The 16083-nt window shown below is 71.4% G+C and carries 12 protein-coding genes and 2 pseudogenes; 11 read left to right on the top strand and 3 right to left on the bottom strand.

The window, feature by feature from the left end; translation table 11 throughout:
• Positions 1-42: 42 nt before the first annotated feature.
• Together ACQEVG_RS08805 and ACQEVG_RS08800 are read left to right on the top strand one after the other, a co-directional pair.
• A complete protein-coding gene (locus tag ACQEVG_RS08805) occupies positions 43-639 on the top strand; it encodes a DUF3043 domain-containing protein (RefSeq protein ID WP_432979511.1) in 597 nt (198 codons plus the stop codon).
• 59 nt (positions 640-698) lie between these two features.
• A complete protein-coding gene (locus ACQEVG_RS08800) occupies positions 699-1433 on the top strand; it encodes a class I SAM-dependent methyltransferase (protein ID WP_432985186.1) in 735 nt (244 codons plus the stop codon).
• 362 nt (positions 1434-1795) lie between these two features.
• Here the strand turns inward: ACQEVG_RS08800 and ACQEVG_RS08795 are convergent, their stop codons facing one another.
• Positions 1796-2002 (bottom strand): hypothetical protein, encoded by a 207-nt coding sequence (locus tag ACQEVG_RS08795; protein WP_360866491.1) that lies wholly within the window; start codon positions 2000-2002, stop codon positions 1796-1798.
• Positions 2003-2100: 98 nt separating this feature from the next.
• Between ACQEVG_RS08795 and ACQEVG_RS08790 the strand changes: the two genes are divergently transcribed.
• From ACQEVG_RS08790 to ACQEVG_RS08775, 4 genes and pseudogenes are all read left to right on the top strand, one after another.
• Positions 2101-3300, top strand: coding sequence for a bifunctional adenosylcobinamide kinase/adenosylcobinamide-phosphate guanylyltransferase (locus tag ACQEVG_RS08790; protein WP_432979508.1), 1200 nt, complete (start codon positions 2101-2103; stop codon positions 3298-3300).
• Between the two features lie 54 nt (positions 3301-3354).
• Entirely contained in the window at positions 3355-4425 is a 1071-nt protein-coding gene (cobT, locus tag ACQEVG_RS08785; RefSeq protein ID WP_432985183.1) for a nicotinate-nucleotide--dimethylbenzimidazole phosphoribosyltransferase, read from the top strand.
• A 75-nt stretch (positions 4426-4500) separates the two neighbouring features.
• On the top strand, positions 4501-6276 hold the full coding sequence (locus ACQEVG_RS08780) for a phosphatidylglycerol lysyltransferase domain-containing protein (protein ID WP_432979505.1): 1776 nt from the start codon (positions 4501-4503) through the stop codon (positions 6274-6276).
• A pseudogene (locus ACQEVG_RS08775) lies at positions 6273-6920 on the top strand (hypothetical protein); the annotation flags it as partial. The gene ACQEVG_RS08780 and the pseudogene ACQEVG_RS08775, both read left to right, overlap by 4 nt.
• A gap of 221 nt (positions 6921-7141) precedes the next feature.
• On the opposite strand, the pseudogene ACQEVG_RS08770 reads toward ACQEVG_RS08775, so the two are convergent.
• Positions 7142-7888: pseudogene (locus ACQEVG_RS08770) on the bottom strand (hypothetical protein); the annotation flags it as partial.
• 25 nt (positions 7889-7913) lie between these two features.
• On the opposite strand from ACQEVG_RS08770, the gene cobS reads away from it, so the two are divergent.
• Both cobS and ACQEVG_RS08760 read left to right on the top strand, forming a co-directional pair.
• Positions 7914-8735 carry an adenosylcobinamide-GDP ribazoletransferase gene (cobS, locus tag ACQEVG_RS08765; protein WP_432979502.1) on the top strand — a complete coding sequence of 274 codons (822 nt, stop codon included), beginning with the start codon at positions 7914-7916 and terminating at the stop codon, positions 8733-8735.
• A 56-nt stretch (positions 8736-8791) separates the two neighbouring features.
• Positions 8792-10024: a hypothetical protein gene (locus ACQEVG_RS08760; protein ID WP_432979499.1), complete on the top strand. Its 1233-nt coding sequence runs from the start codon at positions 8792-8794 to the stop codon at positions 10022-10024.
• On the opposite strand, the gene ACQEVG_RS08755 is transcribed toward ACQEVG_RS08760, so the two are convergent.
• Positions 10021-10806 (bottom strand): endo alpha-1,4 polygalactosaminidase, encoded by a 786-nt coding sequence (locus ACQEVG_RS08755; RefSeq protein WP_432979496.1) that lies wholly within the window; start codon positions 10804-10806, stop codon positions 10021-10023. The genes ACQEVG_RS08760 and ACQEVG_RS08755 overlap by 4 nt on opposite strands.
• 212 nt (positions 10807-11018) lie before the next feature.
• On the opposite strand from ACQEVG_RS08755, the gene ACQEVG_RS08750 reads away from it, so the two are divergent.
• From ACQEVG_RS08750 to sucB, 3 genes are all read left to right on the top strand, one after another.
• Positions 11019-12557 carry a leucyl aminopeptidase gene (locus tag ACQEVG_RS08750; RefSeq protein WP_432979493.1) on the top strand — a complete coding sequence of 513 codons (1539 nt, stop codon included), beginning with the start codon at positions 11019-11021 and terminating at the stop codon, positions 12555-12557.
• A gap of 251 nt (positions 12558-12808) precedes the next feature.
• Positions 12809-14197 (top strand): dihydrolipoyl dehydrogenase, encoded by a 1389-nt coding sequence (gene lpdA, locus ACQEVG_RS08745; protein WP_360866506.1) that lies wholly within the window; start codon positions 12809-12811, stop codon positions 14195-14197.
• 53 nt (positions 14198-14250) lie between these two features.
• Positions 14251-16053: a 2-oxoglutarate dehydrogenase, E2 component, dihydrolipoamide succinyltransferase gene (sucB, locus tag ACQEVG_RS08740; protein WP_432979489.1), complete on the top strand. Its 1803-nt coding sequence runs from the start codon at positions 14251-14253 to the stop codon at positions 16051-16053.
• The last annotated feature ends 30 nt before the right edge of the window (positions 16054-16083 follow it).

The following is a 16083-nucleotide window of genomic DNA, read 5'->3' as shown; positions in this document are numbered from 1 at the left end:
GGCGCCCCGTTCACCGCGCTCCACCCCGTACCCTTGGGCTTTGTGTTTGGTAGCCGTTCCAAAGAAGAGAAGTCCCCCACCGACAAGGTGCCGCTGGACCTCTCCAAGCAGCCCCGCAACCCCGAGGCGCCCAAGGGTCGCCCCACGCCGAAGCGCAGTGAGGCACAGACCCAGCGTCGCCGTGCCTCCAGCACGCCGGTCGACCGCAAGGAAGCCGCGAAGCGCCAGCGCGAGGCCCGCCGCTCGGACATGGCCAGGCAGCGCGAGGCGCTCGCCAGTGGTGACGAGCGGTATCTGCCCGCCCGCGACAAGGGACCGGTCCGCCGCTTCGTGCGCGACTTCGTGGACTCGCGCTTCTGCATCGCCGAGTTCTTCCTGCCGCTCGCGGTGGTGATCCTGGTCCTGAGCATGGTCCGGGTGGGCTCGCTGCAGAACATCGCGCTGCTGCTCTGGCTCGGCGTGATCGTCATGATCGTCGTCGACTCGATCGGCCTGGCGTTCCGCCTGAAGAAGCAGCTGAACGAGCGCTTCCCGAACGAGCCCAAGCGTGGTGCGGTCGCCTACGGCCTGATGCGTACGCTCCAGATGCGTCGCCTCCGTCTGCCGAAGCCGCAGGTCAAGCGCGGAGAGCGGCCCTGAGCACGAAGGTCTCCGGTTTCGGAGGTGCTTCGGCCGAATGGCTGGCCGGGCTCCGTGGGCTGCGTAACACCGTCCGCCAGGAGCTCGTCGCCCGCCAGCTCGACGAGCAGATAACCGCCCGCTATCCGGTAGGACAGCGGCTGCGGATACTCGACGTGGGGATGGGGCAGGGCACCCAGGCGCTGCGCCTGGCGCGGGCCGGGCACACGGTGACGGGCCTGGAGTCCGAACCCGACATGCTCCGGGTGGCCCGTGAGTCGCTCGCCACCGAGCCGGCCGGGATCCGGGAGCGGGTCCGGCTGATCGAAGGTGACGGCCGGGAAACCGGTGTGCACTTTCTGCCGGGCAGCTTCGACGTGGTGCTCTGCCACGGGGTGCTCATGTATGTCCCGGAGCCGGACGCGATGCTCGCCGGCCTGGCCAGGATGCTGGCGCCGGGCGGGCTGCTCTCCCTGCTCGTACGGAACGGGGACGCGCTGGCCATGCGGCCGGCGCTGGACGGGGACTGGGCGGGCGCACTGGCCGCCTTCGACTCGAACACGTACACCAACCGGCTCGGGCTGCCCGTGCGGGCCGACCGTCTCGATGCGCTGACGGCGACGCTGGCGGGTATCGCGGCGCCGCTGCACGCCTGGTACGGGGTGCGGGTCTTCACGGACAACGTGCCGGTGGAGTGCGAGCTGCCGGCCGCCGCGGAGCTGGAGCGGCTGCTGGCGGCGGAGGACCGTGCGGGGCGCACGGAGCCGTACCGGCGGGTGGCGGCGTTGCTGCATCTGTGCGGCGTACGCGGCTGAGCTGCGCAGCGGCTGGGCGCTGGACCCGGCCCCGGCTCAGGTGCGTTGGGGATTTTCGCGGCCTTGCCGAAGTGACAACCGCAGCCGCCGGTGCAGCCGCCGCCGGGAAATCCACCGAAAGAGCGAAACGAGAAGTCGTGCGCCATGCTGCAAGCCCGGGGAACCTGGCGGGCGCTGTACGCGCACTTCCGCCCGCACCGCTGGGTCGTCGCGCTCGGCGCCTGCCTCACCCTGGCCGGGCCTCGGGGGCCGACGCCCACCCACCCCGGCCGGCACGGCCAAGGGCACGGGGTCCCCTATCGCCGCGGAGCCCGTGTCGTGCAGGCCGGCCTCCCGCGTCGCGGACCCCGCGCCCCCTGCTGTCAGCCCTCCGCGTTCAAGCTCATCGGGCCGTAGATCTTCGCGCCGTCCTCCGACAGCACCACCTGGTCCGCGCCGCCCTCGAGCAAGTCCTTCCAGTACTCGCCGATCCAGGACTCCGCGTCACCTTGCGTCGTGAATTCCTCCGGCTGCACCGCCGGCTGGACCTCCGTGCCGTCGGACTTCTCGAAACGCCACGTCCATGCCATGTCCGCCTCCCACTCCCAGGGGCCACCAGCTGATCACTATCCTGCCCGCAGCGTATCCGGGCGCGCATCGCCCGCGGTGACGCGGGAGGATCAGAGGCGTGGAACTGACTCTGCTCGGCACCGGCGCGCCCGCCGGACTGCCCCGCTCCGACTGCCCGTGCGCCGTCTGCGCCACGGCCCGCGGGCCGTATGCGCGGGCGGCCACCGCGCTGCTCGTCGACGGGGCCCTGCTGCTCGACCTCACGCCCGGCGCCGCGCTCGCCGCCGCGCGGTCCGGGCATTCACTCGTCGGCGTACGGCAGGTGCTGCTGACGCATCCTCACGACGGGCCGGCCGTGGAACTGCCCGCCGGGCTGCCCACGGCCGGGCGGGTGCCGGACGGGCAGGAGCTGACGCTGATCAGCGGGCACCGGGTGCGGGCCATGCCGATGGACAACCCCGGTACCGGGTACGAGGTGACGTCGCCGGAGGGCGAGCGGCTGCTGTACATGCCGCCGGGCGCCGCGCCCGCGGGCCTCGCAGAGGGCCTCGCCGCGTACGAGATGGTCGTGGGCGATGTCGTCGGACGGCCGGACGCCATCGCCCGGCTGCGTGCCTCCGGCGCGATCGGCTCGACCACCGACATCGTCGCGGTGCACCTGGACCACGACGCTCCCGGCGGTCCCGAGCTCGCCCGCCGCCTCGCGGCCGCGGGCGCGCGGGCCGTGCCCGACGGGACGACGCTGATCGTCGGCGAGTACCACGCCGTACCCGATCTCCCCCGCCGCACCCTCGTCACCGGCGGCGCCCGCTCGGGCAAGTCGCTCGAGGCCGAGCGGCGCCTGGAGTCCTTCCCCGAGGTGCTGTACGTCGCGACGGGCGGCAGCCGGGACGGGGACGCCGAGTGGTCGGCCCGCGTCTCCCGGCACCGCGAGCGCCGGCCCGGCGCCTGGCGTACCACCGAGACCTGCGACCTCGTACCCCTCCTCGCCGAGGACGGGCCGCCGATGCTGATCGACTGTCTGTCCCTGTGGCTCACCGACGCGATGGACCGGGTGGGCGCCTGGGACGACGCCAAGTGGGCGGCGCACGGGGAGCGCGCACTGCACGAGCGGGTCGCCGAACTGGTCGAGGCCGTACGGCAGACCCAGCGCACCGTCGTCGCGGTGACCAATGAGGTGGGCTCCGGTGTCGTGCCCGCCACCGCGTCGGGCCGGCGCTTCCGCGACGAACTCGGCCGTCTCAACGCCGCCTTCGGCGAGGAGTGCGAGCATCTGCTCCTGGTCGTCGCCGGTCAGGCGCTCGTGCTGCGCGGCTGACGGGCGCTGCCCTGCCGGGACACCGCTGCCGGTACTGTTCGGCGAATGAGCAGGCTGAATCTCGACGACTTCTCCGATCTGATCGAGCGCCCCGACAGCGGCATGCGGCGTGACGCCGAGGAACGCCGGGAGCGGCTGATCGTCCCGCCCGGCTCCCTCGGCCGGCTCGACGAGCTGGGCGAGTGGCTCTCCGCCGCGCAGGCCTCCGTACCGGTCAAGGCGATCGAGCAGCCTCGGGTGGTGCTGTTCGCCGGTGATCACGGGGTCGCCGAACTGGGCGTCTCCGGCCGGGAGTCCGGCTCCGCGCACGAGCTGGTGCGGGCCACACTGGAGGGCGCGAGCCCCGTCGCGGTGCTGGCCCGCCGGATGGGCGTACCGGTGCGGATCGTCGACGCCTCTCTGGACTGCGGCCCCGAGCTGCTGCCCGAGGATGTCGTACGCCGCCGGGTGCGGCGCGGCAGCGGACGTATCGACGTCGAGGACGCGCTGACCGTGGCGGAGGCCGAGGCGGCCGTACGCCTGGGCATGGCCGTCGCCGACGAGGAGGCCGACTCCGGCACCGACCTGGTCGTGCTCGGCGATCTGAGCGTCGGCGGCACCACACCGGCCTCCACCCTGATCGCCGCCCTGTGCGGCACGGACGCCTCGGTGGTCACCGGCCGCGGCGGCGCGGGCATCGACGATCTGGCCTGGATGCGCAAGTGCGCGGCGATCCGTGACGCGCTGCGGCGGGCCCGGCCGGTGCTCGGCGATCAGCTGGAGCTGCTGGCGACGGTGGGCGGCGCGGATCTGGCCGCGACGACGGGCTTCCTGCTGCAGAGCGCCGTACGCCGGATGCCGGTGATCCTCGACGGGGTGGTCTCGGCGGCGTGTGCCCTGGTGGGGCAGCGTGCGGCGTTCCGGGCGCCGGACTGGTGGCTGGCGGGCCAGCTGAGCGGCGAACCGGCGCAGGCCAAGGCCCTGGACCGGATGGCGCTCAACCCCCTCCTCGATCACGGCGTCACTGTGGGCGAAGGAGCCGGGGCATTGCTCGCACTCCCCCTCGTGCAGGCTTCGGCCGCGCTCGCAGCCGAATTGCCGGAGCGTACCGAGCCGGTGGAGCCGGTGGAGGGCGACACGGACTGACGCGTTGGGTGCGGCCGCCACAGGCCGCCGCACCTCGCCCATCATGACGCGAGATGCCCCATATCATCGCGTTTCATGGGAGAGGTCCGTTTGTCCAGCGAAGAGGCCGGCCGGAGTACGAGCCGAAGCACCGTCCGCTCACGACGCAGCGCGGCATTCGCCGTCTGGTACCTGCGCGCGGTGACGTTCATCAACCTCCTGAGCGCTGTATGGGTCTCTTTCGGGCAGGATCTCCGGCGGCGCAACATCGATGACTTCTTTACGCCGTATCTGCTGACGGCGGGCTTCGCCTCCGGGGTCTTCACGCTCTTCCTGGCGATCACCATGCGCCGCCGCAAGCGGGCCGCCTGGATCCTCAACTCCGTACTGGCCGGGCTCTTTCTGCTGCTGTTCGTCCTGGCGCTCGCCGTCGACCCGGCCATCAGGGAGCACGCGCAGAACTGGACCTCGCTCGTCCTGACCGCCGCCTTCGTGCTCGCGCTGCTGCTCGGACGGCGGGAGTTCTACGCCAAGGGCGACCGCGCCAACCCCAAGCTGGCCACGGCCGTCGCGATCGGCGGGCTGCTGCTGACCTCGCTGCTCGCGGCCATACTCGTCACCGCCACCAACACATCGGCCGGCCACTCCACCTTCCTGGAGCGCTGGCGCTACGGCGTGATGCGGCTGGTGTCGCTCGCCGCCGACGACTCCGGCTTCACCGGGATCAGCACGCCCGGCTGGGTCAACGTCACCATCAACGTCCTGTCCACGCTGCTGCTGCTCGCCGTGCTGTACGCGGCCTTCCGCTCCCGCCGCGCGGTCGACCCGCTCACCGAGGACGACGAGGAGCGACTGCGCGTCCTGCTTCAGCGCCACGGCGACCGCGACTCGCTCGGCTACTTCGCGCTGCGCCGTGAGAAGAGCGTCGTGTGGTCGCCCACCGGGAAGGCCGCGGTCACCTACCGGGTGGTGGGAGGGGTCTCGCTCGCCTCCGGCGATCCGCTCGGCGACCCGGAGGCCTGGCCCGGCGCGATCGACCCGTGGCTCGCGGAGGCCCGCGAACACGGCTGGATCCCGGCCGTGATGGGGGCGAGCGAGGAGGCCGGCACGATCTATGCGCGCCACGGCCTGGACGCCCTGGAGCTCGGCGACGAAGCGATCGTCGAGACGGACGACTTCACCCTGGACGGGCGCGCGATGCGGACCGTGCGCCAGGCCTACAACCGGGTCAAACGGGCCGGCTACGAGGTACGGATCCGCCGCCACGAGGAGATCCCGCCCGAGGAGATGGACGTCCTGCTGGGGCGGGCCGACGACTGGCGCGACGGGGCCACCGAGCGCGGCTTCTCGATGGCGCTGGGGCGGCTCGGCGACCCCGGCGACGGCCGCTGCGTGATGCTCGAATGCACCGACGGCCAGGGCGGGTTACGGGCGGTGCTCAGCTTTGTGCCCTGGGGCCCCAAGGGGCTCTCGCTCGACCTGATGCGGCGTGACCGTGACTCCGAGAACGGCCTCATGGAGTTCATGGTCATCGAACTCCTGCAGCGCGCGAAGGAGATCGGGATCACGCAGGTCTCATTGAACTTCGCGATGTTCAGATCGGTCTTCGAACGTGGCTCGAAGCTCGGCGCCGGTCCGGTGCTGCGGCTGTGGCGCTCGCTCCTCAGCTTCTTCTCCCGCTGGTGGCAGATCGAGTCCCTCTACCGGGCCAACGCCAAGTACCGACCGATCTGGGAGCCGCGTTTCATGCTCTTCGAAAAGAGCGCCGACCTGCTGCGCATCGGTGTCGCCGCGGGCCGCGCCGAGGGATTCCTGGAGGCGCCCGGGCTGCCCAAGTGGCTGCACCGCAGACACCTGGAGACCAAGCGGTGAGCACGGTGAGCGCGCTCGCGCACCGTGAGTGGGGTCCGCTGTACGCGACCCTGCGGAGGGCGCTCGTCACCAAGAAGTGGCGGGCCCTTTCGATGACGCTCGGGGCGGTCTGCCTCACAGCGTTCTTCCAGCTGATCCAGAACCAGTCCTGGGGCTTCGGCCCGGTCCGCAACATCGGCTTCGTGAAGGCCGAGGATCCGCTCTGGGTCGCCCTGCTGCGCACCCCCCTCTCGCTGTTCGTACCGGCGCTGGATCTGCCGGTGTGGGGCGCGCTGGCGCAGATCCTGCTGGTGTTCGGAATCGCCGAGATCGCACTGGGCCGGTACCGGACGCTGGTGATCGCGTATCTGTCGACGCTGGCCGGTACGACGTACGCGCGGATCGGCATCTCGCTCGGCCCCGACTCCGTCTTCGGGCTGCCCGCGTCGGACGCCCTGATCGTCGACACCGGCCCCTCGGCGGCGGTCATCGGCCTCGCGGTCTTCGTCTGCTGGCGCCACGGGGCCTGGCTCACGGCGTCCCTCGTGATCGCGTCGATGATCGTCGAGGTGCTGGTGAAGAACAATCTGGCGGGCAAGGAGCATCTGGCGGCGATCGCCGCGGCGCTTGCCGTGATCGGGCTCTCGACGCTGCGCCGCCGGCGGCACCGGCTTCACCGTCGTCAGCCGTCGCGGGAGGCGGGCCGGTCGGGCGGCGGCTCGGACCCGGGTGCGTGGGACCCGGGCGCGTCAGGTCGGTCGGGCGCCCCGGGCCGGTCGGGCGTATCGGGTCGATCAGGCGCGTCAGGCACCTCGGGTCCATCGGGCGCGTCAGGCACCTCGGGTCCATCGGGCGCGTCAGGCACCTCGGGTCCATCGGGCGCGTCAGGCACCTCGGGTCGATCGGGCGCGCCGCCGATAAGGTCCTGAAATCTGCGCCGGGGCCGGTTCCAGCGGCGGTCGTGGTGGAACGAGCGCAGCCCCGCCTTGGCGCGGGCCTTGGGCCGGTTGCGGTAGAAGCGGCGGGCCCAGAATGAGCCGGGCCTGGCCAGCCGGACGGCCCCGACGATCGCCACGAATGGCAGCAGAACGCTGATCAGGGCCATCCGTGGCTTGCCCTTGAACATCGTGATGAGCACCAGCAGGAAGTTGACCGCCAGCGTGAGGATCAGCTGGGCGCGGTCCTGGCGCTCGCCGGGGGTCACTTCATTGACGCCGAGCGGCGAGAAGCCGCTGAGGACCAGCAGCGCCAGGGCCGCGGCGAGCACCACCACCTCCACGCTCTGACGGCCCTGCTCGGTCCAGTAGACGTCGTCGAGATGGAGGATCAGCGCGAACTCGTCGAGCACGAGGCCGGCGCCCATGCCGAAGATGACCGCGCAGACCGCCGCCGCGGCGCCGTACCGCCCACTGCCGACCGCCCCGAAGCCGCCGATGACGGTGAGGAAGATGCCGGGGACCACATGGTGGATGTGCATGCCGCCGGGCGTGACGTTCTTGAACGGCCCCCTGCCCGCCCTGATCAGCCGGGTGACCATACGGGTGATCAGGAAGGTAAGTACAAAGGAGGCCAGCGCGAGCAGCATGGGGAGCTTCCCCGGCTCGACGATGTTGCGGTAAAACCAGTGACCCATGCCACCCGCTCCCGATTCGCGCGTTATGCGCAACTTACCGTCAGTCGGGCCGGGCTACCCTTCGCCGGTGCTCCCACTGACCGGCATACGTTTCGCCTTCGGCACCCTGACCGTGCTCCCCGTCCGTGTGAAGCGCTGGGACCGGGACGCGGCACGCGCCGGAATGCTCAGCGCGCCGCTCGCCGGCCTGGTCGTCGGCCTGGCAGCGGCGGCAGCCGGCGGTGTGCTGACGCTGCTGGGCGCGGGCCCGCTGCTCGCCGCGGTCGCCACCGTCGCCGTCCCCGCCGCCCTCACCCGGGGCCTGCATCTGGACGGCCTCGCCGACACGGCCGACGGGCTCGGCAGCGGCAGGCCCGCCGAGGATGCGCTGCGGATCATGAAGCAGTCGGACATCGGTCCGTTCGGGGTCATCACGCTGCTGTTCGTACTGCTCGCCCAGGTCGCCGCGGTGGCCGGGCTGTACGACCGGGGCTGGGCCTACGGAGCGCTGGCCGCGGCGGTCTCGGGCGTGACCGCGCGCCTCGCCCTCACTCTCGCCTCGCGCACCGGCGTCCCCGCGGCCCGCCCGGAGGGCCTGGGCGCGGCGGTCGCGGAGACCGTTCCCGTACGCACATCTCTCGCCGTCGCCGCCCTGGTCACCGCGGGCTGCGCGGGGGCGGGCGCGCTGCTCGGCGGGCACGCGGCGGTGCACCACGCCCTGGCCGTGCCGGCCGGCCTGATTGCCGCCCAACTCCTGCTGCGCCACTGCGTACGCCGGTTCGGGGGCGTGACCGGCGACGTGTTCGGCGCGCTGGCCGAGACGGCGGCAACGGCTGCGCTGATCGCGCTGGCGCTCGGCCGGGTTTGATCTTTCCGTGACCTCTGGGCGGGCAACCGTGGGGGATCTTCACCGGTCGAACCGTCGTGATCAAACGCCACTTCCCCATCGTCGCAGCCGTTGCCGTGCCGCTGCTGCTGGCCACCGCCTGCTCGGGCGGGACCTCGGACAAGAAGCCGAAGTCGTCCCCGCACCCGGTGTTCTCGAAGCCGCTCGACGCTCAGCCATACGGAGCGGTCAGCCGGACCAGGGGGGCCGGCAGCGCGAGCTTCACCCAGACGATGACGTACGCCTCGAAGAAGGGCGACGCGGTCCTGACGACCACGGGCCGTCTCGACTTCACGGGCGTCCGGGGAGACGGCACGCGCGCGTGGACGATGCCGAAGGGCTTTCCCGCCGCGGCCCAGGACACCATGCTCGGTACCACCCTCGGAGACAGCCGGGGGCACCCGACCGCGCGGCTCGCCGTCGACGCGACGTACACCCGCTATCGCTCGGGCCGGTCGGCGTACTGGCTGCGGTACGCGCAAGGCGCCGCGGAGCCGTACAGGATGGGCGACTCGATCACCAGCCTGCGCGGAGTCGAGGCACCCATCGGCGGAACGCTGCTGGACTCCCTCTCGATGGTTCAGGGCGTGAAGGCGAGCAACGCCGCCGACGGTGGCCGCAGTTACACGGGATCACTGTCACCCGACGAGGCCGGAAGGCTCCTTTTCCCCGACGACATCAGGGACGAACTGCGCTACGGCCTCGATGCGCCCTCAGGCGTCGGCACTCCCCTGCCGTTCACCCTGACAGTGGACAGCAAGGGCCGGATCACCCATGCGACGGCCGACCTCTCGCGCCTGCTGAAGGGAAAGAACAGCGCCCTCGGCGGCGTGACCGCGATCCGCTCCGAACTCACGCTCACCGGCTACGGCGCGTCGAAGCCGGTCCTGCCCGCGTCCTCGGAGCCCATCCTCGATGCGGGCAAGACGGTGAAGTACATCCATCAGACCAAGCCCGGTCAGTGCATCGACTTCAACACGGGCATCGCGAGTGAGCGGCTGGTCGCCGTGGTTCCCTGCACGAATCCGCACGACGCGCGGATCTATGCCTCCGCCCGCCTCGGCTCCGGCGGCGCCTACCCCGGCAAGGAGGCGGCGCACCGGCAGGTGTCGGACAAGTGCGACCGCGCCTACCAGCAGGCGCCGGACGCCTGGATCGGAGAGTCCGTGGAACCCGGGCATTTCTGGTCGACATGGCCGGTCGAGGCCAACTGGGACGATGCAGACCTGCGGGTCGCGACCTGCTACGTCCTCGCCCGCCGGAGTGCCTAGCAGGGCCTGCGCCACACCCCCAGCTCGTACTTCTTCAGTATCGAGCTGAACTTCAGCCGACGGGCCAAGGGGCAGAACTCCTCGGTCGTCAGCTCGTACTCGACGTGGAAGACCGCCTTGCCCGCGCGGATGAACGGCGTCAGCTGCTCGCACTCGTCGTACTGGGCGCACTGCTCGTTGACCGCGAAGTCGAAGTCCCCCACCAGCTGCGGGATCTGTTCGAGGTCGTTCTTGAGGCCGACCGCAAGGCCGCGGTCGTGCGCGAGGCCGGCAATCAGACGGTTGTAGCGGAGCTGGTCGGCGGCGGTGATGGGGAAGCCGGTGCGGTGGGCGTACCCGTCCATGTTGTCCGGCTCGACCGCGTCGAAGCCCTTGGTGCGGCACATGTCGATACGCGCCGCCATCAGGGGTTCGAGGATGTCGGTGCGGCGGATGTCGAGCCAGCGCTCGCCGGCCCAGCCGTTGCCGCGGCCGAGTACGGACGTCGGGAACTTCTCGGCGTCGGGGCGGAAGTCCTCCCACGCGCCGGTGGAGAGATAGCAGATGACCTTGCGGCCGCGGCGGTGCAGATCGGCAACGGCGGACGCGGGGTGCTCGAATCCGTCGATGTCGTACACCGGCACGTCCACCGTCGGATCGAGCCTGCCGCTGAGCTGCCACTGCCAGCCGAGGCCGGGCTCCGGTCGCCGGCGCTCGGCAGATTGTCTGCCGTCGTCCGGCGGTGTTGTGCAGCCCGCCAGTACGAGCGGGAGCAGCGCGAACAGCAGCGGTACGCGTCTCACGGGGCCGGCTCCACGAAGGGGAAGGGGTACGTGCCACTGAAGTCTGGTGGATCGGCGCCGAACCTGAGAGAGACGCCACGGACGAGTGCATTACCGCCGCCGTGAGCGGGCCAGGTGACCGAGCGTAGGCTCTTGTCCGGCGCGGGATGTCGATCCGTCCCCACCACCCCCTCTACGGCCCTGGAACTCAACGGAAGCGAGATTTCACCACCGTGACTGCTCTCACTCTCAGCACCGCCGGCGCAGCGACGCTCCGCGCCGACGCCCTTGTCGTCGGCGTCGCGAAGGGCGCCAAGGGCCCGGTCGTCGCGCCGGGCGCCGAGGCCGTGGACAAGGCGTTCGACGGAAAGCTCGCCTCTGTGCTGGACAGCCTCGGCGCCACGGGTGCCGAGGGCGAGGTGACCAAGCTCCCCGCCCCCTCCGGTCTCAAGGTCCCGGTCGTCCTCGCGGTCGGCCTCGGTCCGGCCCCGGAGAAGGACGAGGCGTACCCGGCCGAGTCGTTGCGCCGTGCCGCCGGCTCCGCGGCCCGTGCGCTGACCGGCACGAAGAAGGCCGCCTTCGCCCTGCCCATCGAGGCCTCGGAGGACGCGGAGGCGATCGCCGAGGGCGCGCTGCTCGGCGCGTATGCCTTCACCGCCTACCAGGGCGCCGAGAAGGACGCGAAGAACGCCAAGAACGGCAACGGCGCCAAGCTGCCGCTCGCCGAGGTCGCCCTGCTCGGCGCGAAGCCGCGTGACAAGGCGTACAAGGCCGCGGCCGAGCGCGCGATCGCGCTGACCGAGGAGATCAACCGCGCCCGCGACCTGATCAACACCCCGCCGAACGACCTCACCCCCGAGGCCTTCGCCGCCGTGGCCACCGCCGCCGGCAAGGAGAACGGCATCAAGGTGCAGGTCCTGGACGAGAAGGCGCTCCTCAAGGGCGGCTTCGGCGGCATCCTCGGCGTCGGCCAGGGCTCGCAGAACCCGCCGCGCCTGGTGAAGCTCAGCTACACCCACGCCAAGGCGGCCAAGACGCTCGCCCTGGTCGGCAAGGGCATCACCTACGACTCGGGCGGCATCTCGCTCAAGCCGGCCGGCCACAACGAGACGATGAAGTGCGACATGAGCGGCGCCGCCGCGGTGTTCGCGGCCGTCGTCGCGGCCGCCCGCCTGGGCATCGCGGTCAATGTCACCGGCTGGCTCGCGCTCGCCGAGAACATGCCGTCGGGCTCCGCCACCCGCCCCGGCGACGTGCTGCGCATGTACAGCGGCAAGACGGTCGAGGTGCTCAACACCGACGCCGAGGGCCGCCTGGTGCTGGCCGACGCGCTCACCAAGGCCGCCGAGGAGAACCCGGACGCGATCGTCGACGTGGCGACGCTGACCGGCGCGATGGTGATGGCACTGGGCACCCGCACCTTCGGCATCATGTCGAACGACGACGCCTTCCGTACCTCCGTGCACGAGATCGCGGAGGAGGTCGGCGAGCAGTCCTGGCCGATGCCGCTGCCGAGCGAGCTGCGCAAGGGCATGGACTCCCCGACCGCCGACATCGCGAACATGGGCGAGCGGATGGGCGGCGGCCTGGTGGCCGGTCTGTTCCTGAAGGAGTTCGTGGCCGACGGCATCACCTGGGCGCACCTGGACATCGCGGGCCCGGCCTTCCACGAGGGCGCGCCGTTCGGCTACACGCCGAAGGGCGGCACGGGCTCGGCGATCCGCACGCTGGTGAAGCTCGCGGAACGCACGGCTGACGGCGACCTGGGTTAGCGGGTGCGCCTGCGGCGGGCCTCGCCCCGGACCCCGCCGCAGGGGCCCCGTACGTGGGGGTAACCCCCGGAAGAGCTCAACGTCACTATCTCAAGCCCCGGCCCCGCGTCCCGCCTTCCGTCAACAAGTGCGAAGATGGGTTCTCGGCAGGACAGGGCCCCACCACAGGGCCGAAGAATCAGCGGCCGAACACCAGCCGCCGCCCGGTCATGGAAGGCCGGCGACCGGCGCACATGCATGGAGGACGTGACGTGGCGAACGACGCCAGCACCGTTTTCGACCTAGTGATCCTCGGCGGTGGTAGCGGCGGTTACGCCGCGGCACTGCGCGGAGCGCAGCTGGGCCTGGACGTCGCCCTGATCGAGAAGGACAAGGTCGGCGGCACCTGCCTGCACCGTGGCTGCATCCCCACCAAGGCCCTGCTGCACGCCGGCGAGATCGCCGACCAGGCCCGTGAGAGTGAGCAGTTCGGCGTCAAGGCCACCTTCGAGGGCATCGACGTCCCGGCCGTCCACAAGTACAAGGACGAGGTGATCACCGGGCTGTACAAGGGCCTGCAGGGTCTGATCGCCTCCCGCAAGGTGACGTACATCGAGGGAGAGGGCCGGCTGTCCTCCCCCACCTCCGTCGACGTCAACGGCCAGCGCGTCCAGGGCCGCCACGTCCTCCTCGCCACCGGCTCCGTACCGAAGTCGCTGCCGGGCCTGGAGATCGACGGAAACCGCATCATCTCCTCCGACCATGCGCTGGTCCTGGACCGCGTCCCGCAGTCCGCGATCGTGCTGGGCGGCGGCGTCATCGGCGTCGAGTTCGCCTCCGCGTGGAAGTCCTTCGGCTCCGACGTCACCGTCATCGAGGGCCTGAAGCACCTGGTCCCGGTCGAGGACGAGAACAGCTCGAAGCTTCTTGAGCGCGCGTTCCGCAAGCGCGGCATCAAGTTCAACCTGGGCACCTTCTTCGAGAAGGCCGAGTACACCGCGGACGGCGTGCGCGTCACCCTCGCGGACGGCAAGACCTTCGAGGCCGAGGTGCTGCTGGTGGCCGTCGGCCGCGGCCCGGTCTCGGCCGGCCTCGGCTACGAGGAGCAGGGCGTCGCGATGGACCGCGGCTTTGTCCTGGTCGACGAATACATGCAGACGAACGTCCCCACGATCTCCGCGGTCGGCGACCTCGTCCCCACTCTCCAGCTCGCGCACGTCGGCTTCGCCGAGGGCATCCTGGTGGCGGAGCGGCTGGCCGGTCTGAAGACCGTTCCGATCGACTACGACGGTGTGCCCCGGGTGACGTACTGCCACCCCGAGGTCGCCTCCGTGGGCATCACCGAGGCCAAGGCCAAGGAGGTCTACGGCGCGGACAAGGTCGTCGCCCTGAAGTACAACCTCGCGGGCAATGGCAAGAGCAAGATCCTGAAGACCGCGGGCGAGATCAAGCTCGTCCAGGTCAAGGACGGTGCCGTGGTCGGCGTCCACATGGTCGGTGACCGTATGGGCGAGCAGGTCGGTGAAGCTCAGCTGATCTACAACTGGGAGGCTCTGCCGGCCGAGGTCGCGCAGCTCATCCACGCGCACCCGACGCAGAGCGAGGCGCTCGGCGAGGCCCACCTGGCTCTCGCGGGCAAGCCCCTGCACTCCCACGACTGAGCCCCTCGGGCGCGACGACCACTTCCGCACATTCGTTAGGAGCAACAGAAACCATGTCGGTTTCCGTAACCCTTCCGGCGCTCGGCGAGAGCGTCACCGAGGGCACTGTCACCCGCTGGCTGAAGGCCGAGGGCGAACGCGTCGAGGCCGACGAGCCGCTGCTCGAGGTCTCGACCGACAAGGTCGACACCGAGATCCCGGCCCCCGCCTCGGGCGTCCTGGCCTCCATCAAGGTCGCTGAGGACGAGACCGTCGAGGTCGGCGCCGAGCTGGCGATCATCGACGACGGCAGCGGCGCCGCGGCTCCGGCAGAGGCCGAGACCGTGGTGGCCGAGGCCCCCGCCGCTCCGGCTCCGGCCGCCGAGGCGCCCGCGGCTCCGGCTCCGGCCGAGGCCCCCGCCGCTCCGGCTCCGGCCGCCGAGGCGCCCGCGGCTCCGGCTCCGGCCGCTGCCCCCGCGGGTGGCGCCACCGGCACGGACGTCGTCCTCCCGGCGCTCGGCGAGAGCGTCACCGAGGGCACCGTCACCCGCTGGCTCAAGCAGGTCGGCGAGAGCGTCGAGGCCGACGAGCCGCTGCTCGAGGTCTCCACGGACAAGGTCGACACCGAGATCCCGGCGCCCGCCTCCGGCGTGCTGCTCGAGATCGTGGTCGGCGAGGACGAGTCCGCGGAGGTCGGCGCCAAGCTGGCCGTGATCGGCGCCCCGGGTGCCGCTCCGGCCGCGGCTCCGGCGCCCGCCGCCCCGGCTCCGGCCCAGGCCGCTGCTCCGGCCACTCCTGCTCCGGCTCCGGCTGCCCCTGCGGCTCCCGCCCCGGCCGCGCCCGCTGCTCCGGCCCCGGCTCAGGCGGCTCCGGCCCCCGCTCCGGTTGCCGCTCCGGCCCCCGTCACCCCGGCTCCGGCTGCTCCGGCCGCCCCCGCCGCGGCTGAGGCGAGCGACGCGTACGTGACCCCCCTGGTCCGTAAGCTCGCCGCCGAGAACGGCGTGGACCTGTCCACGGTCAAGGGCACCGGCGTCGGTGGCCGCATCCGCAAGCAGGACGTCATCGCCGTCGCCGAGGCTGCGAAGGCCGCCGCCCAGGCCCCGGCCCCCGCAGCTGCTCCGGCCGCTGCGAAGGCCCCGGCTCTCGAGGTGTCCCCGCTGCGCGGTCAGACCGTCAAGATGACCCGCATGCGCAAGGTCATCGGCGACAACATGATGAAGGCGCTGCACACCCAGGCCCAGCTGACCTCGGTCGTCGAGGTCGACATCACCAAGGTGATGAAGCTGCGCGCCCAGGCCAAGGACGCCTTCGCCGCCCGTGAGGGCGTCAAGCTGTCCCCGATGCCGTTCTTCGTCAAGGCCGCTGCCCAGGCGCTGAAGGCCCACCCGGTCATCAACGCCCGGATCAACGAGGACGAGGGCACCATCACCTACTTCGACACGGAGAACATCGGCATCGCCGTGGACTCCGAGAAGGGCCTGATGACCCCGGTCATCAAGGGCGCGGGTGACCTCAACCTGGCCGGTATCTCCAAGAAGACCGCGGAGCTCGCGGGCGCCGTGCGCGCCAACAAGATCACCCCGGACGACCTGGCGGGTGCGACCTTCACCGTCAGCAACACCGGTTCGCGCGGTGTGCTGTTCGACACGATCATCGTGCCGCCGAACCAGGTCGCCATCCTGGGCATCGGCGCCACTGTCAAGCGCCCGGCGGTCATCGAGACCCCCGAGGGCACGGTCGTCGGCATCCGCGACATGACGTACGTCGCGCTCTCCTACGACCACCGTCTGGTGGACGGCGCCGACGCGGCCCGCTACCTGACGGCCGTCAAGGCGATCCTGGAGGCGGGCGAGTTCGAGGTCGAGCTCGGCCTGTAAGGCTCACCAGCAGTGCGTGTGGCCCCCGTC

The organism is Streptomyces sp. CA-135486, assembly GCF_050936555.1.
Lineage (GTDB): Bacteria > Actinomycetota > Actinomycetes > Streptomycetales > Streptomycetaceae > Streptomyces.
The sequence above is the reverse complement of the archived record's forward strand: the minus strand, read 5'-3'. Positions and strand labels throughout refer to the sequence as shown.

Bases quoted from the DNA above. Each gene is read 5' to 3' on its own strand.
- ACQEVG_RS08795 (WP_360866491.1), bottom strand. From the start codon at position 2,002: ATGGCATGGACGTGGCGTTTCGAGAAGTCCGACGGCACGGAGGTCCAG.
- ACQEVG_RS08780 (WP_432979505.1), top strand. From the start codon at position 4,501: ATGGGAGAGGTCCGTTTGTCCAGCGAAGAGGCCGGCCGGAGTACGAGC.
- cobS (WP_432979502.1), top strand. From the start codon at position 7,914: ATGCGCAACTTACCGTCAGTCGGGCCGGGCTACCCTTCGCCGGTGCTC.
- sucB (WP_432979489.1), top strand. From the start codon at position 14,251: ATGTCGGTTTCCGTAACCCTTCCGGCGCTCGGCGAGAGCGTCACCGAG.